The following is a 21,830-nucleotide window of genomic DNA, read 5'->3' as shown; positions in this document are numbered from 1 at the left end:
GATCTACCAGAATCACAATTTTGGAATCAGCCGAGCTTTTTCCAGGTTTCTCAATTCAATCTGCAACAATTTTCCATCAGTATTCAATGTCAGGACATCATCATTCACTTCGACCAATGTTCCCACAAAATTTCTTTGCCCCTGCAAGGCGATTCGCAGCCTGATCCGCGCCGATTCCCCCATATAACGAACAAAATCAGCCTTTTTCTTCAATGGCCGATCCAGACCCGGAGAAGAAACCTCGAGCCGGTTATAATCGATATTCTCGACTGCCAGCAACTGGCTCAAATGATTACTGATGGCAACACAGTCGTCGAGCGTTATCGATCCCTCTTTTTTATCGATAAATACCCGCAACAACCTGCCAGGAGCAGACTGCTCGATATCGACCAGCTCGTATCCCATGCCCGCAATCGTTGGTTCGAGCAGCTCAAACAATGACATAGTCTCACCACAAATAAAAAATGGGCTAACCAGCCCACCCTCAAAACCATGCTTGCCATTATAGCAAGAATTGCAACTCATAAAAACAGAAATTTATATTACACCAATGTTTCCAATAGGTTATCAAAACCTCTCTTCAAAAATCCACTGATATACAGTTTATCCCATCAACATAAACAGATGCACCAATATCCTTACACAAACGGATAAAGTCATTTATTTTCAAAATTTCAGACAACGAAATCGAAACAGCAATATCACAACTCCTGTACTGCCTCGAAATCGATCATAAATATTCTATTTTTTTCCGATTCAGGGTCAATGTGACAAATTGTCGCATTGGCATATCGAACCCTCATACATTCCCCACAGCTGCAAGGCAATTATCGACCCGTAAAGACTCCCCGTTCATCCGTCGATGATCCTGAAATTTGCCTCAGGAAATGCTGCAGACGCCCTGGCTGCGACAATTTGTCACATTGATCAAACAACGCGTTAAACACAATAATGAAAAAAAAATTCAACAACGACTTGTTTATCATGAAGAAAACCGCCTGTATTTTCCTCGTTTCAAACCTCACACTGCCGTTATCTCCCAACGCTCTGTACGCTGCACACGAAACAGGTATCTCCAAAAAGAAAGATGAACCTGTCGTATTCAATCCCATGGTCATCTCAGCCACACTCTCTGATAAATCCATCGAAGAAATTCCCGGCACATTGCACCTGTTCGACAAAGAAAAAATCCGGCTGCGCAACGTACGCCGTGCCGGTGACATCCTGCAGGAAACACCAGGCGTCTATATCTGGGGAGCCAGTCAGGGCAGCCAGGCGCCCTCGGCAAATCGCGGCAACCGTATTTCGATCCGCGGAGTCTCAGGTGTCTCAAGAACGCTGGTTTTGCTGGACAACCAGAAAATGAACGACCCCGCATTCGGAACCTTCAACTGGGCTACCCTGTTTCCGGAAGATATCGAACGCATCGAAGTCATTCCGGGTGCTGCTTCTGCGCTTTATGGCGGCAATGCTTTTGCCGGTGTCATCCGGGTGGTTTCAAAGAAGCCAACCGAAAAAGAAATTTCGCTGACTGGCGGCTACCAGTTCAATTCACCTGAAAGTGGCTACGGCAGCGCAGTTTATCGTGATGTTTTCGATAACGGGCTAGCCATCAGCATCGGCTATCGCTATGAAACGAGCAGTGGCTACAGGGACAGCTGGTCTTTCAGCGATCCGGCTACCAATCAGGCAGGTCCGCAAGGCACTCGCGTCACCGGTGCAATCCCGACGCACACTACCAATGGTACACCCACTTTCCAGATCGGAGATCGTGGCAACGTGCCGTGGAATTACCATGTCGGACAAATCAAAGCTTATTATGATTTCAGTCCGACTACCCGCATCTCGGGCGGATTGCGCTACCTTTTTTCTGATGTCGGATCGGAAAATCCGACCTCATATCTGCGTGATCCCGGCGGCAATACGGTTATCAGCGGCACAGTCAATGTTGGTGGAACAATCTTGGGCCGAATCACTCCTTCACTTTTTCTGAATGCCGAAACCCACGAAGATGATCTGCGCAGCTTTCTGGATTTCGAACATGAATTTGCCAATCATTCCAAACTTTCACTGAGCTTCAATCACCTGTCGCGCGGTTACTGGTCAACCCTGGTCGGACAGAATTCCACATTCGATGGTGGCCCGGGCACCTCCGCACACCGCCCCCAGCAATTGATCAACGGCCAGGGAATGTATTCGTTTCATCTCGGCGACCGTCACTTTCTCACCACCGGATTCCAAGTTGAACATGGCACGTTAAAACGGCGTGAATACACACTCAGCAACTGGCAGGACATCGATTCTCGCACCGCCCTCAACCTCACCGGCGACTCGGAAAGCCTGACTACGTCATTTTTTGTTCAGGATGAAATCTTTCTGACCGATCGTCTGACCGCCTACTTTGGCACACGACTGGACTGGTGGACGGCTGAAGGGAAAAGCAGGAATCTGCAGACTGGCGTGGTCAAACCTACCGAAAAACAGTCAGTCGTTGAAATCAGCCCGAAACTTGCACTGGTGTATCAGGCACCCTGGCAAGGCGGAGTACTGCGTGCCTCGGCCGGACGCGCATTCCGCCCGCCGACACTGCAGGATATGTTTGCCGATTCCAGACGAGGAGTTGTCATAAATTATGCCAATGCCAGTTTGAAACCTGAAACCGCACTCTCCTGGGAAGCAGGCATCGAACAACACCTGGCTGCAACCGGCACCCGGCTCAAGGCCACTTTCTTTGAAAACCGCCTGTTCGATCTCATTACTTCAAAAAATCTGACATTTACCACTACCCTGCGGGAAGCGACCGATGTCAATGCAGGGACAGGGATCACACGCGGAATCGAGCTCTCGGTCGATCAGGTACTGACCGGCTGGCTCAAGCTCCACGCCAACTATACCTGGACGCCAACCGCCAGAACACTGAAAAACAGCGCCAGCCCCGATTCCGAAGGCAAACGGATGCCAAACAGCCCTAAACATATCCTGACTGCCGGGCTGGAAACCAACTGGCACGACTGGTCAGGCAGCCTGACCGGCCGTCATGTATCAAAATCCTTCAATACCGCAGAAAACATCGATGTCTTTCACAATGTTTACGGGGGAAATCAGGCTTTCTGGCTGCTCGATACCAAACTCATTTATACCTGGAACAAAATGGCCGAGCTCAGCTTTGCCGCAAACAACCTGCTGAATGAGCGCTATTTCCAATCGCTGATCAGTACTGGCCGCAACTATGTCGCGCAAGTCAATTTGCGATTCTGACACACGGCATCCAGCCAAATGACGACACGTTCCTATCAGCAGAAACCACTTACAGCCAATTGGTCCGGGACGGCATGGAATGTATCAATCTGATGGCGGTGACCGATTTACATTCTTTGTACATGACAACAGATACATGAAACGAATATTTCTCCTGATCACACTGATACTGCTAGCCCCTGCCGCTTTTGCACACAAGGTCGCCCTGTTGTCGACCCAGTTCGTCCTGGAACACAAGTTCCGTCTGATGCAAGCTGCTTCGGAGGGCTCGGGGATCGATCTGCACTGGGTACAAGCAGACCGGGAAGGTGAAGAGGGAGTGCGCAAGGCACTGGCAGAAGCACGGCTGGTCATCATCGATGCTCCCCGTGCCGAAGATCAGGCACAAATCGAACATATCGCCGGCAAGCTGCTGCGCGAAACTGCTGTACCTGTCGTCACCTTTCAAACCTTCGGCGGCCAGATCAGCCCGATACGATTGGCACCGGAAATTGCCGAACGACTCCACGGCTATTATGTGGCCGGCCAGAAAGTGAACCGGGAAAGGCTTTTTCATTATCTGCGCATCTGGATGCAGGGAGGTGATCTGAGCGAAGTACCACCCCCGGCAGATCTTCCTGATGGTGGCATTTATCACCCGGGGCATGCCGACAGTATTTTTCCGACACTGCCCGAGTATCTGAACTGGTGGGAAAAACAGATGGCAGACCCTGCACTGGAAAGACCGGTGATCGCCATGGAAATCCCTTCCACCTATATCGCCGACGGACAGACACGCATGCTGGACGAAGTCGTGTCGGCATTGGAGCAGGCAGGCGCATTGCCGCTCGTGTTTTACCGCAGCACGCGCATATCACGCGGGTCAACCGTGCAGGTATCGGGTTCCAATGAATCTAACAGGCGACCCGGGGCAACTGGCAACCGAGGTTTTGGCGAAAGAGGATCCGCCGGCGCCGGAGCAGACAACTCCCGGGAAAATCCCGTTGATATCGTTCAGCCACGCGGAAGTGCCGATTTCCCGAATCCTGCTGAACGTCGGAATATCACAATCGATGAGCCGCTCATCACCTATCAGGGAAAAATCATCCCGCAGGTCATACTCGTCAATACCTTCCTTGGCAGCGCTCCGGAAAACCGCAAGGCATGGCATCAGGCACTCGGTATACCGGCTATCAATGTCCTTTCCTACCGCGGCGGTACACGCACCGACTATCTGAAGGATAGCGCCGGGATCGGCAGCTACTTCGTTCCCTTTACGCTGACTACCGCCGAATACATCGGATTGCAGGACCCGGTCGTACTCACTACCAACGAAGGTGGAGAATTCGTTCCTCTGCCGGAACAGCTGGATCTATTGGTCGGAAAAGCTATCAATCTGGCACGTCTCAGCCTCAGGGCCAATGCCGATAAACGTGTCGCTTTGCTGTTCTGGAATCATCCCCCCGGTGAGAAAAACCAGGGAGCCTCCAATCTGAACGTACCCAGGTCACTTGAATATCTGGTGGAACATCTGCGTTCGGAAGGCTATGCCTTTGAAGCCGTAACCGAACAACAAATGATCGATACGGTCGGACAGATGCTGCGACCAGCCTATCGTGCTGGCGATATTCCGGAACTGATGCGCACCCCGCATTGGGATTTCCTCCCGCTTGCCCGCTATCGCGCGTGGTATGCAACCTTGCCGGAATCGGTGCGAAATGACATCGAAGCTCACTGGGGAAATCCGGAAGAAAGCGTGTGGCTTGCGCACAAGGATGGCGCAAGTGGATTCGTGATTCCGCGTATGCAACTGGGCAATCTGGTCGTGATGCCGCAGCCTTCACGCGGCGAAATGGCGGGTATGGAAGAAGAAAAGAAACTGTTTCACGATACCCGGCAACCTCCCGGGCACGCCTATCTCGCCAGCTATTTGTGGATACGCGAACAATTCAGCGCCGATGCCATCGTACATTTTGGCACACACGGTACCCAGGAATGGACACCGGGGAAAGAGCGCGGTCTGTGGGCGTATGACTATCCCAACATTCTGGTTGGCAACCTGCCGGTGATCTATCCCTATATCGTGGATAACATCGGCGAGGCCATTCACGTCAAACGCCGGGGACGCGGGGTCATCATCAGCCATCAGACGCCTGCCTTTTCTCCGGCTGGTCTCTCCGATGATTTCGTCCGGCTCAATGACCTGATCCGGGAATACCAGTCACTGGACCAGGGCCTGGTGCGCGACAATAACCGCAAGCTGATCATCGAACAGGCAGTCAGAATGAATATCCATCAGGATATGCAATGGAAAGTCGCTGAACTGGAACGAAATTTCGACAATTTTTTGCGGGACATCGAAGATTATCTCGAAGATCTCGGGACAGCCCAGCAACCACTGGGTTTGCATACTCTCGGACGCGATGCGGAACAGGCTCATCAGATCAGCAACGTCATGCAGATGCTCGGGCAACCCCTCTACGATCTGCTGGGTATCGAAGATGCCCGCACTCTGCTGCGCGAAGACTACCGCAAAATTCAGCAATCCGAACCCTATCGCTTCGTTGAGACGTATGTCTTCTCCGATCAGCCACTGAACGATATCAACGATCCCGGATTGCGAGCAATGGCTGAACGCGGCCGCACATTTCGCATGAATCTGCATGCAGCCCCGGAAATAGATTCAATCGTAAAAGGATTATCATCGCGCTGGATCGATCCTTCGTATGGTGGAGACCCGATCCGCAACCCGGATGCACTGCCGACCGGCCGCAACATGTACGGATTCGACCCCGGAAGAGTCCCCACTCGTGCGGCTTATGAAGCGGGCAGGCAGGCAGTCGAACAATTGATTGCCAGCTACAAACTCACACACGACAAATTTCCGGAAAAACTCGCCTTCTCGATGTGGAGCACTGAAACCATGCGCCATCTCGGCATGCTCGAGGCACAGATATTCTATGCCATGGGTGTGCGACCTGTATGGGATGAGGGTGGGCGGGTAACCGGTATGGAAGTCATTCCCCTGAGCGAGCTGGGGCGTCCCCGTATCGATACGGTCATTTCACTGACCGGACTGTATCGTGACCAGTTTCCAAATGTAATGGAACGATTCAACCAGGCAATCACACTATTGGCTGAACAGGACGAACCCGACAGTGAAAACCCCATACGTGCCAATACCCGGCGTATCCGGGCACAATTGGAGAAGCTGGGAGTAACACCTGAAACGGCCAGGGAATTTGCCTTGACACGTATTTTTGGCAATGAAAGTGGTGACTACAGCACACGCCTGACCCAAGCCACTCTGGCTTCGGATAAATGGGACGAGAAGGACGGCAAGCTCGAGAACCTCTATCTGTCACGCATGTCCTGGGCTTACGGGCCGAACCCGGCACACTGGAGCCAGAAACTTACCGATGGCAAAGGAAACGAAATAAACGCCTACGCGGAACATCTGCGCGGCACGAGTGCTGCAGTGTTTTCACGTTCATCCAACCTGCGCGGCCTGCTCGATACGGATCATCCATTCGAATATCTGGGAGGAATATCGATGGCAGTACGGCATCTGGATGGGACGAGCCCGCAACTCTATATTTCCAATCTGCGCGATCCGGCACGCGCCAGGCTTGAGTCGGCAGAAAAATTCATGGCCAGGGAATTGCGTGCGGTTTACCAGCACCCGAACTGGATCAGGGAAATGCAGAAAGAAGGCTATTCCGGAACATTGCAGATGCTCGATACGATCAACAACTTCTGGGGATGGCAGGTCATGGATCGTAATATCACCCGGGATGATCAATGGGAGGAATTTCACCAGAGCTATATTGCCGACCGTTATAACCTCGACATGCGTGACTGGTTCGAGAAATCGAATCCTGCCGCGCTGGCCCAGATCGCTGAACGCATGCTGGAAGCTATCCGCAAGGATTACTGGGAAGCAAGCGAACAGACCAGACGCGAACTGGTCGAGGTCTATACCGACATCGCAAATCGCCATGATATCCAGACCGACAACGCCACTTTCAAAGCATATGTCGCTGAACTGGCAGCCGGCTATGGTCTGAATACCCCCGATACTCCTGTTGAAAGCCAAGCCAATCCACAACCTGAACCACAACAGACTGCGGACATCGTACGCGGCCAGCAAATGGTCGAGACCCCTGTTCAGCCAATGATCGAAGAAGTCCTGTGGAATTATGCCTGGCTGCTCATCGGCATCATCGCTGCAGGCGCTGTCTACCAGTCCTGGCGCACCTACCGGGAACGGCAGGCATTCTCCGGCTTGAAACTTTCTTAAACACAAAAATTCCTGACTGACCTGACTTAAAAAACCATGAATGCGCTTGAATCATTATTTTATGAAATCTCCCGGCTGTTTCTGACACCCGTCCTGATCGTGCTTGGCCTGATGTTTATCTATGCCCTGTTTACTGCAGGCACTCTGCTGATGGATACATTGCTGCGTACTGTCGGCAGCAGGCAGAGACAGCCACTCGTCCTCTTTATGCGTGCTCATCCGGCCGCCACCCAGGAAATGCTGGAGCTGAAACTGCTCCGTCTGATCGAGCCTTTGCGCATCACCAGCCGGGTTGCTCCGATGCTCGGGCTGGTAGCTACCATGATTCCAATGGGTCCCGCACTTGTTGCGGTATCTGCAGGGAATGCGCAAGGAATGGCCGAAAGCCTGATCGTCGCCTTTTCTGCAGTAATCATTGCCCTGCTCACGGCTTCTTTATCGTATTTCGTGCTCACTATCCGTCGGCGCTGGTTGCTGGAGGAACTCGAGCATATCCTCGGTTCACATGAAATACCCACTCACCTGGATGGAGTCGTTCATGGCTGAGCGCAGATCGCTTTCAATCCTGGAAGATGAAGATGGAGATGATCCGATCCTAAGTGTTGTCAATATCATCGATGTCTTTCTCGTGATCATCGCCGTATTGCTGATCGCAGTGATGGAAAACCCGCTCAATCCGTTCACGCTGCAGGACGCGGTGATCATCAAGGATCCCGGCAAACCATCCATGGAAATGATCATTAAACAAGGTGAGGAACTGAAACATTACAAATCCACGGGACAGATCGGAGAAGGGGAAGGCACCAAAGCCGGAACAGCTTTTCGCCTCAAGGATGGTTCGATGATCTACGTACCAGAACAGGAGCAGTGAAATCAGATCGGCACACGATATTTCGACTGGCGACAGAAGTCCAGCACACGTATGGCGCATCGGCTGGCTCAATGAAAAATCCGGATTCAAACCCAGCCGGCTCGTCTGGCTGATTGCCCTGGCGCTGTCCAGCGCTCAGGCACAGGAGTCAATGGTCGTACTGGGGGAAGTGACGATCAATTCCGGCAACACCGGCTCCTTGCCAACACGCAGCATCCTGACTTCGGTCGACGTAATGGGTGCCGAGCGTGTGCAGGACAAAAACGTGATGAACAGCTGGGAATTGATCGGCCAGATGCCCGGCATACAGTTGACCGAATTCCGTCTCGGCGCCGAATCCGGCAAGCCCTCCTTCCGCGCCTTCAACGGCGAGGGCTACATCAACGGCATCAAGCTGTTGATCGACGGTGTACCGGGTAATATCAATAGCGGGAATATGCGCCATCTCGACATGATCTTCCCGCTAGATATCGAGTATATCGAAGTCGTCCGTGGCACCAACGATCCACGTTACGGTCTGCACAACATCGGCGGCAACATCAATGTCGCTACCCGCCAGGGCGGCAACTACATCAACGCCCGACTGTCCGTCGGCAGCTTCAACACACAGGAAGTGCAGGCAACGCTGGGTCATGAATCGGGTGGCTTCGCGCAGAACTATTTCGTAGCCAAGCAGGATTCCGACGGCTATCGCGATCATTCCCGTTCCAAAAAATACGGCGTCGGCGGCAAATGGTTCTACACCTCGGATGCCGGCGGCCTGAAGGCCGGCCTGATTGCTCGCATTTACAGCCATGAGGCGAAATCCCCTGGCTACATGACTGCCAGCGAACTCGCCGCTGACCGCTGGCAGTCCGCCCCCCGCAATGCCAACGACCACGACAGCCGCGACATGCAGCAGTTGAGCGGCCATCTGGATTATCAACTCAGCCAGAACCTGGCCTACAGTAGCAAACTGTATTACAACAGCATCGATGATGATCGTCATGTCACCTACAGCAGCTACTCAGGCAGTACCCTGCCACGCCAACGCCGCCTATGGAACGAGAAACACCTGGGCTGGATCAACACACTGACTTGGCAGGCTAACGAGCAAATCGCCATCGAGGGCGGCTTCAACTACGAACACCAGAACAACCGCTATCGTCGCTATCGTTACGCCTATGCCGAGCCGACAAATTTCTCCACACCTGCCTCGACAGCCAACGACGACAGCTATACCCTCGACAACTTCGGCGCCTACGTTCAGGCAGTCATCAAACCGGGTAGATCCTGGAAGATCGTACCAGCGATCCGAACTGACACGTTCAAGGGACACACCACGCTCAACGCGACCGGACAGACCTATCCCTTGCAAGATTACGACTGGATCAACCAGCCCAAGCTGAGCATCGTATATAGTCCGTCGGCAGCCTTCAGCGTCTATGGCAACTGGGGACGTACCTTCCAGATCGTCACCGGATCCCGCTCACCGGCCTACCTGACTACTGGTACTGCTGAAATCAAGCCGTCAATCAATACCGGCATCGAACTGGGCACCAAGTTCCGTCTGACTGAGCGGACAGAAGCCCGAATCGCGCTCTGGCAGCAGGATGCCACTGCCGAGGTCGCCAACCTGCCGAGCGCCAATGCAACGCAGAACCTGGGAGAAACACGCCGCAAAGGCGTCGATTTCCAGATCAACGCTCACATTACCGACAAGATCAAATTGTGGTTCTCGCACGCCTACCAGGAAGCCAAGATCGTCGGCGGCTACACCTCCGACGGCATTTCTCTGGTCGGCAAGGAAGTCTTTTCCACACCGCGTCACATCACCAATGTCGGCATGGACTACCAGGTCACCGAAAGCCTGCGTTTCGACCTGCAAGGGCGTGCCCAAAGCAGCTATTACATCGATGACCAGAACAGCAAGGGCAAGTACGGTGGATACATCTTGTTCAACGGTGGCGTGCACTATGCGCTGACCAAGAACCTGGAAATCGACCTGCAGATCAAGAATATGTTCAACCGCAAGTACGAATACGTCTGGTACGACAATTTCTTCTACCCGGCCTCGTCCTATCAGCCGATGTTCTCGCCAGGTGCCGGCCGCTCTTTCTATGCCTCGCTCAACGTGAAAATATAAACGCTCGAAACGAAGGGGGCGGATATACTCGACCTATCCGCCCGAGCTCAATCCGGTTGAGCAGCTTTGGATACACCTTCGGGAGAAGTATTTCCACAATCGTGCATTCGACAGCTTGGGCGCCTTGGAGGATCACTTGGTCAATACGCGCTACACGAGCTGGAGGCCAGCCCCAATATCGCCAAACACATCACCCTGTGCCCCTGGATTATTAATGTGTTTCTAACGAAAATTAGAATTACATCACCGGATACTGATAAACAGTCGGCCAGAATCCGGACAAACGGTCAAAGTTCTGTTTTCTTATCTGTAACATATTTCGTGCAGATTTACGAGGCAGGAGGTGAAGTATAAAATCTATGATTGCAACCGGATGATCGGCTTGATCGTGATGCCCTTTTCACTATCCTCGGCAGCCTGATTGATCTGATCGAGGGAATAAAACTTCACCAGCCTGTCGAAAGGAAATTTCCCTTGCTGGTAGAGCTCGACCAGTGCCGGGATGAAAAGGTCCGGCTTACTGTCCCCTTCGACGATCCCGATGATGCGCTTGCCTGTCGTCATTACGCCATTGACATCGAAACTCGCCTCAGTACCCAGTGCAGGCGCGCCGACGATACCGCATGTCCCCCGGATCGCCAGTGCATCGATGGCCTGGCGCAATACGGCCGGGCGTCCACTCGATTCCAAAGTGAAATCAGCCCCTCCATTAATAATCTTGTGAACCGCTTCAACAGGATCCGTTTCACGACTGTTGATGGTATGGGTCGCGCCAAGTTCCATTGCCAGCGCCAAGCGTGAAGGAACTACATCGACAGAAATGATTGTCGTAGCACCGGCAGCATGTGCCGCCATCACCGCACTCAATCCTACCGCACCCCCGCCGAATGCTACAAAACTGCTGCCCGGGCTGACTTTAAGTGTATTAATGACCGCCCCGGCACCCGTCTGAATGCCGCAACCCAATGGCCCAAGTAGTTCCAGTGGTGCAGTTTCGGGTACTTTGATCACATTGCGTTCATGCACCAGAGCAAATGTGCCAAATGACGATTGTCCAAAAAAATGATCGTGAATCGGTCTCCGGGTGTCGTTTGCCAGAGAGGTCGAAGTACTGCCGTCTTCACGTACTCCCCCGAAATTCAGCGCATAAAAATGCTCGCAGTAGGTCAGGTCGCCACGCAGGCAGGGTTTGCAATGACCGCACCACATATAGGTAAGTACAACATGGTTACCAACTGCCACTTTTCTTACACCATCGCCGATCTGTTCAACGATACCTGAACCTTCATGCCCGAGGACTACCGGTAGCGGTACATCATAAAGCTGGTCACGAGCCACCATGTCGGTATGACACATCCCGGTCGCTACGATGCGTACCAGCACCTCATCGGTACGCGGCGCTTCCAGCCTCAGATCTTCGATCTGAAAAGGCCCGCCTTTCTGGTAAACCACTGCAGCCCTGATTCGTCTCATCTGTACTCCTCGCTTTGAGATGGTCATTTCTTGTACAAAGAACAAATACAGTCAACGAATGCCTGATTTTCCCGGTGCCAGGATCCCGTTAGGATCCAGCGCCTTTTTAAGTGTTCTGTGAATATTTCTCTGTACCGGGCCATAGGTTTCAGCCACCTTATCCATGAACGCCGTATTGACACGATAAATTCCATACCCTCGTGCAGAAAATTCGGTCAGTAACTCGTCAAAACACTGATAGGCTGCTTTCGTCTGCTCTGCATCGGTCTTGTCGTACAAGACATCGACGATATGGTGCATATCACGCATCCCGACGATAAATTCACCGGAATAATCCAGCCCGTACTTGGCAAGAATCTGCTTGGTCAGCGCCATCTGCTTGAGTGTTTCGCTTCCTCGCGCCTGGGAAACAGGTGCGAACCACATCGACCCGCCACCTCCACGCCAGTTATACAGCGAAAATTCTGTCAATGTCATTTCTCCACGCATGAGCTTGGTGCGATAAGCAAATGCAGGATCATTTGCCGCTTCCTGCTCTGTCAGGATTTTGGCCTTGCCCGACTGACCAAATGCCTGTGTCACGATCTTCCAGTTCACATCAATCTGTTCCTGCGTGCCATAGAGCGCCGCATACACATTCCAGATCCCGAGTTTATGATCTTTCATAATCCGGTAAACGGCCTCATCCGGAATCGAACCCGGTCCGCTCACATAATCACCCCGCCGCGCTTTCACAGGTGCTTCATACAGCGCATGTGCAATAACGACTGCATTTGGAATGACTCCACTGATACGCAGCGGGCGGATCGTTTCCACGATTTCCACGATGTCTTCTTCATGTTCGTATTGAATCACGAATGGCTTGAACGCCGGGGGTTCAGGCATCAGCCAGAATCCGAATTTGGTAACGATGCCATAGTTGGACTGCGTAAAAATACCATCCAGATAGGGGCCATACCCCCATTTGAATACCTGCCAGGTATTAGAGTTAGGCATCGATCCCATCCCCGTGCGCAGCACTTCACCATTGGCAAGCACCACTTCCATACCGCAAGCGAACAGAAAATGTTCTCCATAGGGTGTATACCCGACACCACGATCCAGCGTATTACCAACCGGCCCGGCAATGGCTGAAGGCGCAGGCATGGATAACCACAGACCCAGTTTATGTTCTTTGATGTAATCGTAGAGCTGCTGGTACGTCACCCCGGGCTCAACCAGGGCAAAGGCCAGATCCTTATCCACTTCGAGGATACGATTCATACGTTTGAGATCGAGCACTATCTGACCGCGCTCCGCCGGAGCTGCCGAACCATAACCTGAATTTTTGCCGGTGGAAATCGTCCAGACCGGTATCTTGTACTGATTACAAACCGCAACGATTTTCTGGATCTGTTCAACCGTTGTCGCCAGCAATGCGATGGAGGGCGTATGCTCGGCATCAGGAACCGGCATCATGGTCTTGGTATAGGGTATCAGCTGTTCCGCACTGGTGAGTACGGCGTCATCACCCAGTATTCCGCGAAAATGACTGACGGCCGCCTCGAAATCTTTTTCTGATACTCCTTTCGGCAATGCAATATATTTACTGGCCATACTGTATTCTCCCTACACGTCGATTACAAATGAGGCAAAATTTACTCCCGACAACCCTTTATGATCCGGATGACCCTGACCTGACCGATATACGAATGCGCGCTCAGAACATGATTCCCGGTTTATTTTCATCCCCAGTGCAGCTGCTGCAACTGCATAACCGGTAGCTTCAACCCAGTCACCGGATTGCGGATATTCAACTGTCGTACTACCTGCTGTTTCATTCCGGCTGGCAGTAGAGGCAATGGCCCGGGAAAATAAGGATTCCTGATTTTTTGATGTTTCCCAGCCGAGCAGCCGGCCGGCTTCCGGAAGCGGTACACCAGCACAATACAAACGGGTTACAGGCTGATCAGCCCGGTGATACGGCAAAAATTCCGGGAGAGATGGTGCACCATTCTCTATACCTTCCCCCGCTGATTGCGTGAGAAAACGTTCGACAATCGAGAAACTGTACTGCTCGCGAGCCAGCATCGATGCCAGCAGCCCTCCTGTACTGTAGGCTGGTGATGCCGCAGCCCATACATGACGCAACGGCAGAGCCGCATGATCACCGGCTGCAAAAGCATGTGAGCCTGATGCCAGCAGGTGAGCGGCGGAATTTCGTATCAGCTCAGTAAATATGGCTGCATCGGCATGATCCATGACAGCAATCCAGCGTGTATTCCGCGATTGCATCAACAAATCGACCAGATGCAAAAAACCGGTTGATAGCTCACTTTCGAACCGGAATACCGGTAACGCACCATGACGGCGGCTGCCATGGTTGAAACAGGCAGACTGCACACCTTTTGCAAATGATTCGGCACCGGTGGTATTTCCCAGCAATAACCGGCAATTCCGTGTGCTGTCGAAAAGTGACCCAACCGATGCCGCTCGAGCAATTCCGGGCACACCAAGAGCCAGGAAAGTTCCACTGGCAAACATACCTTTGATGAAGTCACGTCGGGTTTCATCCATGGAACAGGACCTCCTTCAATACTGAGATGCTTTCTGAGAAATGAAATCTGCCACTTTTGCCAGTGATTCATCGTCGATTTCAGAAGAGCGAAAAGCGGGCATGGCCCGGCTTCCATTACGAACGATCGCACGGATATAGATTGCAGGAAGTTCACGGTTACGAATTTGCGGCCCGACATTGGCCTCATGACAATAAGCACAGATTTTGGCGTAAATTTCTGCACCATCCTTCCACGCGAAACCGGTACCGGGCTTCTCTTCTTGTGCCGACCATGCACTGTTCATTAACATGGCAGTAAACAGGAAACCAGATACCGCGGCTTTTAATTTCAGTTTTTTCATACGGATTCTCCACTGAGTTTCATCACGATTCCAAATGTTCCAGGCCGATGATACTGAATTCGCATGTTCCGTCAGCAGCCTACTGCCAGAGAAAGCTCGTTACTTTCCTGCCCATGATTTCTCCGTTGAATACAGTCCGTGCTGTCGGGGTATCGACACAAGCGACACCATAACAGACATGCAATGGCAACAAGTGTTCTTCTCTTGGATGACAGAATCGGGCAAAAGGCGCCTTTTCCCACTCGATCAACCGCTGTTCACGTGCTTCGGGTGCAATTGCCGGATGGGTGCATGTTTCAATCAGCCAGTTGTCAAATGCCTCATTTTCTCCGCGGCCATCAACCGTGCTCGAGAAAAATGCTTTCAAATTGTGAAATGACATGCCTGAACCGACGATCAGAATATTTCTGCTTCGCAAAGCGGTAATGGCTTTGCCAAGCGCAATATGCATTCGGGGATTCAGGTTATTCAACAACGACAACTGGACACAAGGAATCCGGGCGTGTGGAAACATCAGCTTGAGCGGTACAAACATCCCGTGATCGAAACCGCGTTGTTCATCGAGTCTCGCCGGAATACCGTTTGCTGTCAACAGGGTATAAATTTCATTCGCCAGCCCGGGATAACCAGGCGCTGCATATTGAATTTCGTAAGCCGCAGCAGGAAATCCATAATAATCATAAATTATTCCAGGTTGACTATTGCTCGTTATCGTCGCCTGTTCCTCTTCCCAGTGGGCACTGATAATCAGAATTGCTGGCGGTTCACCCAGCTCGATCGCGATTTTTCTCAGAAAGGAAACCATCTTCTCATGCCCTTTGTCACCCAGGATAGGTAACGGCCCGCCACCGTGCGGTAAAAATAAAACGGGCGCAAGTGCTTGTGATACCCGACTCATCATTAAAAACCATCCGTTGACAGAAAACACGAGTGTTGCCGGTCTAGTGTACTACCATCGATCAGGAAAGGTAAGCACTTCAAACCTACCCGATCAAATCAGGGCAGGGATATTCATGCACCCGTCATGAATCAGGTTGAAATTGCGCAGTTCCACCTTTACCGGAAATCATGTTTTCTTCGGTGTATGATGACAGCAGAATTATCCTGTCATCTTCTGGTATCACCCTTTACAAAATCTGCGGTAATGTTCAACCCATCGAGAGATCAAGCACGCCGGCTGTTTTTTGATACCTGGCAGAAATATCATCGAAAAGAACCGTTATCCGGCATGGAAACCATTGCGCTGGAAGTCATTCTGCAGCACCCGGAATATCATTCCATGCTGCAGGACGTGGAACGTTATCTCGACAAAGACTTCCCGCCTGAACTGGGTGAGACGAATCCCTTTCTGCACATGAGTATGCATGTCGCTATCCGCGAGCAGCTTGCCATTGATCAGCCGGCTGGTATCTTGCAGCGTTTTGAGCAACTGAAAACCAGATTGCAGGGAGATGAACACGAAGCGATGCATCACGTAATGGAATGCCTTGCAGAGATGCTCTGGCATTCACAGCGCAATCAGACTGCACCTGATGCCGAAATTTATCTTGAATGTATGGATAAACGCATTGGAAACAAATAAAAAAGCGGAATGTACCCGACCCCGGGACACACTCCGCTTCTCAGCCTCCGTATAAATAACGGAAGCGGTTTTACCGCTTGACTTGTAATCCTGACTGGCTGGAATAGTAAAACGCCAGATTGTCGATATCTTCCGCACTCAAGGCAGCTGCCATACCGGCCATGACCGGATCCTTACGTACCCCTGATTTGTAATCTTTCAATACTTTCTCGATGTAGGTTCTGGGCTGGCCGCCAATTTTCGGAAACATTGGCACCGGACTGTTGCCATCCAGACCGTGACAGGATGAGCATATCTCCTCTGCTTTCTTTTTCCCGGCTTCAATATCTGCTGCGCTTACCTGTCCCGATAAAAAAAATATCAACCCGCTGACTGCGGCCACCAAATAGCTTTTCATGTTGTTTATATCCCCCTGGATTAAGAAGAGTAATCAATTACCGGCGTAATAAGCAGCCAACGCATCGATATCCTCATCGGAAAGTGTCCCTGCAATACCAACCATGGTTGGATGGTTACGCTCTCCGGATCTGTAATCTTTCAGTGCTTTGACCAGGTAAGCTGAATGCTGTCCACCCAGTTTCGGCACATGATAAACATGTGGGTACGCAGTACGATATCCCTCTATACCATGACAGCCTTGGCACATGACAATTTTGCTCTGGACCGAATCAGTATTCCCGGCTGCACTTGCCATGCCGGAAAACGACAGAATCATGCCAGAAGCGATAAGTAGTTTAATGGCTGCTGCCTTTTTCACTTTTGCATCCTCCTCTCAAAAAAAGCGAACTTTAAACGATGGGGGTCGTTTAGTCAATGAAGCCTATCGCTATGTCCCTGTTGTGTATAAGGAAATTTATTTTTCTAGTTCTTCTTGCGGGCTGATTCTGCCATGGTCTGCTTATGCTCCAGCGCCTCCCAGCGAGTATAGTATAGGGAAAGCTCCTTTTCCAGTGCTGCAGCACGCGCCTGCAATTCCATTGCTTCATTATGGTTATTCTTGTAAAGGGCAGGATCACTCAGTTTCCGGGTAACCACTATCTGCTCTTGTTCGAGTACATCGATTTTCCCCGGCAGCGCTGCAAGCTCATTTGTCTCCTGATAACTCAAACCGGCAGGAAGAGATGACTTGTCTTTCCTGATCTGGCCGAGTCCGGCTACCGGCACGGGAGAATCACTGTTCTCTTTTCGGATGGCTTTCGTAGCTGATCTGGATTGCAGCCATTCCTGATAGCCACCTGCATATTCACGCAAATGCCCGTTTCCTTCAAATACGATGGCCTGAGTAACCACATTATCAATGAAGGCACGATCATGGCTGACCAGAAAAAGTGTGCCGGTATAGTCCTGCAATAACGTTTCCAGTAATTCGAGCGTCTCGATATCGAGATCATTGGTAGGCTCATCCAGAATCAGCACATTGGCCGGACGCGTAAACAGGCGAGCGAGCAGCAACCGGTTGCGTTCACCACCGGACAGAGATTTCACGGGTGAGCGGGCACGCTGAGGCGGAAACAGGAAATCCTCCAGATAACTGATGACATGCCTGCGCTTACCATCGATTTCAATAAACTCCGAGCCCTGGCTGATGGAATCGACCAGCGTCATATCTTCATTCAGCTGCTCTCGCAACTGGTCAAAATAGGCAACGGACAAACGGGTACCCAGCCGAACCGTCCCGCTATCCGGCTGCAATTCGCCCAGTATCAGTTTCAGCAGGGTAGATTTACCAGCACCATTGGGGCCCAGCAATCCGATACGATCACCCCGCATGATGCGACAGGAAAAATCCTGAATGATGGTCTTATCTCCAAAATTTTTGGTCACATGCTCCAGTTCCGCGACCAGCTGCCCGGAATGCTGCCCGGCATCCACCCGGAAATTGACATTACCGATCCGCTCCCGCCGGGCAGCACGTTCCAATCTCAGTGCTTCCAGCCTTCTCACCCTGCCCTCGTTGCGGGTGCGTCTGGCCTGAATGCCTTTGCGTATCCAGACTTCCTCCTGATCCAGTACCTTATCGAACTTTCTGTTATGAATCGATTCGACTTCCATCAATTCAGCTTTCTTTTGCTGATATGCAGAGAAATTACCAGCAAAACTTTTCAGCTCACCGCGATCCAGTTCAATGATACGGGTCGCCACGTTATCCAGAAAACGCCGGTCATGGGTAATGAAAATCACGCTGCCGGGAAAATTCTGCAATGTTTCTTCCAGCCATTCGATGGAGGAAAAATCCAGATGATTAGTGGGTTCATCCAGCAACAGCACGTTTGGCGATACAACCAGTGCCCGTGCCAGCGCCACCCGTTTTCTGGCCCCCCCTGACAATGTGCCCGCAATGGCATCTTCCGGCAGTTCGAGCCGGTTGATCACTGTTTCCACCTTATGATGCAGACTCCAGCCATTTTGGGCTTCCAGCACTCCCTGCAAATGCTGCATGCGATCGAGCAGTGCTTTGGTATCCGCCCCCTCCTCTCCCAGTGCGTGAGAAACTTCATGATAATCCAGCAGAGTCTGCGCCAGCGTACCCAGGCCGCGCGCCACTTCGGCAAATACGGATGCGCTCTCATCCAGCGTCGGTTCCTGCGGGATGTAGGCGACATTCATCCCTGGCGCCACCCACAGTTGTCCATCATCCAGCTTGATCTCACCTGCCAGAACGCGTAACAGGCTGGATTTACCGGCACCATTGCGCCCGATCAGCCCGATCCGTTCACCCGGGTCGAGTTGAAGCGCGGCATGATCGAGTAAAGCATGATGACCAAAAGCCAGGCAGGCGTTGTCGAGCGTAAGAAGTGGCATGGCAGAATTATTGATAACGAGACAGGTTAACCCTGGCGCTATTATATACCGTCACCGACCATGGGGTTTCAGTCCGCCAGCGGACAACCGCAATTCCACTGAATTTGCCATGGGCCGGTACTGCCGGAGTATTTGACACATCAACCTCATTCCCTATACCTTCTTCCTCTCAAGAACGCTTTCTCTTTCGAACAATCATGCCCTCAGAAAAAATTGCACTGACCCAGACGGTACAGAAAGGCGGGTGTGCTGCCAAGGTTGCAGCAACGGAACTGCGCCGGATTTTGCAGCAGGTCGGTTTTCCAGTTGCGCACCCCGCACTGATGGTGGATGGCCGGTATTTCGACGATGCTGCCATCTACCGGGTCAATGAAGAAACTGCTCTAGTACAGACGTTGGATTTCTTCACGCCAATCGTCGATACCCCGAAGCTTTTCGGTGAAATCGCTGCTGCCAATGCGCTCAGCGATGTTTATGCCATGGGCGGCAGACCGGTGACAGCCATGGGTATTCTGGCATTTCCGCTGGCGGCTCTGCCCGAACATGTCATCGTCGATGTTCTGCAAGGCGCCAGCGACAAGATTGCCGAAGCTGGTGCCAATTTCGTTGGAGGCCATTCGATCGACGATGACACCCTGAAGTTTGGCCTGTCGGTCACCGGGTTTGTCAATCCTCGTCAGGTATGGACCAACGCTGGCGCCAGACCCGGAGATCATCTGATTCTGACCAAGGCGCTGGGAACGGGCACCATGACAGCCGCAGTGAAACGACAGCAACTGCGTGAGGAAGACATCATCGAAGCGCTCGATAGCATGACAGCCATCAATAACGCTATCGACTGCATGTCGCCGGATTTACAGGCATTCATTCACGCTGCCACCGACATCACGGGATTCGGTTTTTCCGGCCACGCCATGCAACTGGCGAATGCCAGTGATGTCACCCTGCGCATCGAAACCGGCAGCCTCCCCCGGTTTGACAAGACTTTCCATTGCCTGGAAAACGGTTGCCTGACCAAAGCACACCGGACAAACGCGGAATACACCACACCACACATCGACGATTCAACACTGGATGCGCTGCATAAACTACTGATCCATGACCCGCAGACCAGCGGCGGTTTGCTGCTGAGTGTAGCACCCGAAACCAGTCAGACCATGCTGCAGGCGTTGCACACCCGGTTCCCATCTGCCGTCATAGTGGGAACCGTTCACCCCCATCAAGACAAAGCGGTACAGTTTGTGTAATCCAGACATCGGCATCGATGACCTGACGGCCTTATTCATAGCAGATACGCCGCTGATTGACGTACGTGCACCCGTCGAGTTCACGCAAGGATCTCTGCCCGGCGCAGTCAATCTGCCCATCCTCAACGATGAGGAACGTGCCCTCGTTGGCACCACCTACAAGCAACAAGGCTCTGAAGCGGCCATCAAACTGGGCTATGAGATGGTTTCGGGTTCAGTCAAACAAAATCGACTGCAGCAGTGGCTCGATTTCATCCATCAGCACCCTCAAGCCATACTGTATTGTTTCCGCGGGGGCAAGCGTTCACAGATCACACAGCAATGGCTGAGAGATACCGGTATTGACAGCCCCCTGATCACTGGCGGTTATAAACGGGCAAGACAATTTTTAATCAGTACCATCGACCGGTTCAGTGAACATCGTAAACTGCTGGTGATTACCGGGCCGACGGGCAGCGGCAAAACCCGGCTGATCCATGACATCAGCAACAGTCATCCAGTCCTCGACATCGAAGCCCTTGCCCGGCATCGCGGCTCCGCCTTCGGCGGAATGTCTGTTCCTCAACCTTCACAAATCGATTTCGAAAACCACCTGGCCGTCAACCTGCTCAAGCTGGAACAAAACAACCTGTCTGAACCAGTAATCGTGGAAGATGAAAGCCGGCATACCGGCAAAGTATATTTGCCTGACAGTTTTTTCCATCATCTGCGCAATTCGGAAATCATCTGGGTAGATGAACCCCTTGCCACCCGAGTAGATAACATTTTTGAGGATTACATCCTCACTACACCGATCGGCCAGGCACAACGGATCCGGCAAGCGATCCCGCCACTGGCTTCAACGGTTGAAACTCGGGAAATACTGCGTCAGCAGGCAAGACAGCTATTTGACAAATACGCCGGTGCCTTGCAGGCAATCAGTAAGAAACTGGGAGGAGACAGATTTCAGGAAGTGTCAGAAGATCTGGAAAATGCACGATCCGACTTTGAAAACAAAAATGAAATTCAATCGAACAAAATCTGGATCGAAAAACTGGTGAGATACTACTACGACCCACTGTATCTCGGATCGCTGCAGCGCCGTCGCGTAAACCCCTGTTTCAAGGGATCAGGGCAGGCCGTAATGGATTATCTTCAGGCTCGTAAAAATAAGGCTCTATATTAACGCAGTCCCGCAATATTGAGCCCAATAGCGGCACATCTGGTCACAGCCAAACAACCTCTGCGGAAATAAATTCCCGCAGAGGTTGCCCAGGTTTGTATTCACCCGACTGGCAGGATACTTATCTGCCTGC

Annotated in this window: 17 protein-coding genes; 8 read left to right on the top strand and 9 right to left on the bottom strand. The window is 51.9% G+C overall.

Features of this window, described 5'->3' with window-relative positions; genetic code table 11:
• Window positions 1-12: 12 nt before the first annotated feature.
• Window positions 13-444 carry a ribosome maturation factor RimP gene (gene rimP / locus HRU73_RS04065; RefSeq protein ID WP_287399565.1) on the bottom strand — a complete coding sequence of 144 codons (432 nt, stop codon included), beginning with the start codon at window positions 442-444 and terminating at the stop codon, window positions 13-15.
• A 540-nt stretch (window positions 445-984) separates the two neighbouring features.
• Between rimP and HRU73_RS04060 the strand changes: the two genes are divergently transcribed.
• The 5 genes from HRU73_RS04060 (at window position 985) to HRU73_RS04040 (ending at window position 10,533) form a co-directional block, all read left to right on the top strand.
• Window positions 985-3,258 carry a TonB-dependent receptor gene (locus HRU73_RS04060; protein WP_287399564.1) on the top strand — a complete coding sequence of 758 codons (2,274 nt, stop codon included), beginning with the start codon at window positions 985-987 and terminating at the stop codon, window positions 3,256-3,258.
• Between the two features lie 136 nt (window positions 3,259-3,394).
• The gene (gene cobN, locus HRU73_RS04055) at window positions 3,395-7,537 is read left to right on the top strand and encodes a cobaltochelatase subunit CobN (RefSeq protein WP_287399563.1); all 4,143 of its coding nucleotides are present in this window, start codon (window positions 3,395-3,397) and stop codon (window positions 7,535-7,537) included.
• Window positions 7,538-7,573: 36 nt separating this feature from the next.
• Window positions 7,574-8,083: a MotA/TolQ/ExbB proton channel family protein gene (locus HRU73_RS04050; RefSeq protein ID WP_287399562.1), complete on the top strand. Its 510-nt coding sequence runs from the start codon at window positions 7,574-7,576 to the stop codon at window positions 8,081-8,083.
• The gene (locus HRU73_RS04045; protein ID WP_011111367.1) at window positions 8,076-8,408 is read left to right on the top strand and encodes a DUF2149 domain-containing protein; all 333 of its coding nucleotides are present in this window, start codon (window positions 8,076-8,078) and stop codon (window positions 8,406-8,408) included. The genes HRU73_RS04050 and HRU73_RS04045 overlap by 8 nt, the downstream gene beginning before the upstream one ends.
• Before the next feature lie 151 nt (window positions 8,409-8,559).
• On the top strand, window positions 8,560-10,533 hold the full coding sequence (locus tag HRU73_RS04040; RefSeq protein WP_287399561.1) for a TonB-dependent receptor: 1,974 nt from the start codon (window positions 8,560-8,562) through the stop codon (window positions 10,531-10,533).
• 357 nt (window positions 10,534-10,890) lie between these two features.
• Here the strand turns inward: HRU73_RS04040 and HRU73_RS04035 are convergent, their stop codons facing one another.
• The 5 genes from HRU73_RS04035 to HRU73_RS04015 all read right to left on the bottom strand — a co-directional run bounded on the left by HRU73_RS04035 (window position 10,891) and on the right by HRU73_RS04015 (window position 15,805).
• Entirely contained in the window at window positions 10,891-12,006 is a 1,116-nt protein-coding gene (locus HRU73_RS04035) for an NAD(P)-dependent alcohol dehydrogenase (protein WP_287399560.1), read from the bottom strand.
• 51 nt (window positions 12,007-12,057) lie between these two features.
• A complete protein-coding gene (locus HRU73_RS04030) occupies window positions 12,058-13,602 on the bottom strand; it encodes an FAD-binding oxidoreductase (protein ID WP_276679212.1) in 1,545 nt (514 codons plus the stop codon).
• Window positions 13,603-13,614: 12 nt separating this feature from the next.
• A complete protein-coding gene (locus HRU73_RS04025) occupies window positions 13,615-14,562 on the bottom strand; it encodes a hypothetical protein (RefSeq protein ID WP_287399559.1) in 948 nt (315 codons plus the stop codon).
• Window positions 14,563-14,577: 15 nt separating this feature from the next.
• A complete protein-coding gene (locus HRU73_RS04020; RefSeq protein WP_276679214.1) occupies window positions 14,578-14,904 on the bottom strand; it encodes a c-type cytochrome in 327 nt (108 codons plus the stop codon).
• A gap of 79 nt (window positions 14,905-14,983) precedes the next feature.
• Window positions 14,984-15,805, bottom strand: a complete 822-nt coding sequence (locus tag HRU73_RS04015) for a DODA-type extradiol aromatic ring-opening family dioxygenase (RefSeq protein WP_287399558.1) — start codon at window positions 15,803-15,805, stop codon at window positions 14,984-14,986.
• Window positions 15,806-16,048: 243 nt separating this feature from the next.
• Here HRU73_RS04015 and HRU73_RS04010 point away from each other — a divergent pair, with 243 nt between their 5' ends.
• Entirely contained in the window at window positions 16,049-16,486 is a 438-nt protein-coding gene (locus HRU73_RS04010; RefSeq protein WP_276679216.1) for a DUF1841 family protein, read from the top strand.
• 70 nt (window positions 16,487-16,556) lie between these two features.
• Here the strand turns inward: HRU73_RS04010 and HRU73_RS04005 are convergent, their stop codons facing one another.
• From HRU73_RS04005 to HRU73_RS03995, 3 genes are all read right to left on the bottom strand, one after another.
• Window positions 16,557-16,883, bottom strand: coding sequence for a c-type cytochrome (locus HRU73_RS04005; RefSeq protein WP_011111354.1), 327 nt, complete (start codon window positions 16,881-16,883; stop codon window positions 16,557-16,559).
• A gap of 33 nt (window positions 16,884-16,916) precedes the next feature.
• Window positions 16,917-17,201 carry a c-type cytochrome gene (locus HRU73_RS04000; RefSeq protein ID WP_011111353.1) on the bottom strand — a complete coding sequence of 95 codons (285 nt, stop codon included), beginning with the start codon at window positions 17,199-17,201 and terminating at the stop codon, window positions 16,917-16,919.
• A 146-nt stretch (window positions 17,202-17,347) separates the two neighbouring features.
• Window positions 17,348-19,288 carry an ATP-binding cassette domain-containing protein gene (locus tag HRU73_RS03995; protein WP_287399557.1) on the bottom strand — a complete coding sequence of 647 codons (1,941 nt, stop codon included), beginning with the start codon at window positions 19,286-19,288 and terminating at the stop codon, window positions 17,348-17,350.
• Window positions 19,289-19,485: 197 nt separating this feature from the next.
• On the opposite strand from HRU73_RS03995, the gene selD reads away from it, so the two are divergent.
• Window positions 19,486-20,535: a selenide, water dikinase SelD gene (gene selD, locus HRU73_RS03990; RefSeq protein WP_287399556.1), complete on the top strand. Its 1,050-nt coding sequence runs from the start codon at window positions 19,486-19,488 to the stop codon at window positions 20,533-20,535.
• Window positions 20,528-21,700: a tRNA 2-selenouridine(34) synthase MnmH gene (gene mnmH / locus HRU73_RS03985; protein ID WP_287399555.1), complete on the top strand. Its 1,173-nt coding sequence runs from the start codon at window positions 20,528-20,530 to the stop codon at window positions 21,698-21,700. The genes selD and mnmH overlap by 8 nt, the downstream gene beginning before the upstream one ends.
• The last annotated feature ends 130 nt before the right edge of the window (window positions 21,701-21,830 follow it).

Origin of the sequence: Nitrosomonas sp. H1_AOB3 (assembly GCF_015709435.1) — a bacterium.
Classification (GTDB): Bacteria; Pseudomonadota; Gammaproteobacteria; order Burkholderiales; family Nitrosomonadaceae; genus Nitrosomonas; species Nitrosomonas europaea.
Note: the sequence above shows the minus strand (reverse complement) of the source record. Positions and strands in the feature narration are given on the sequence as shown.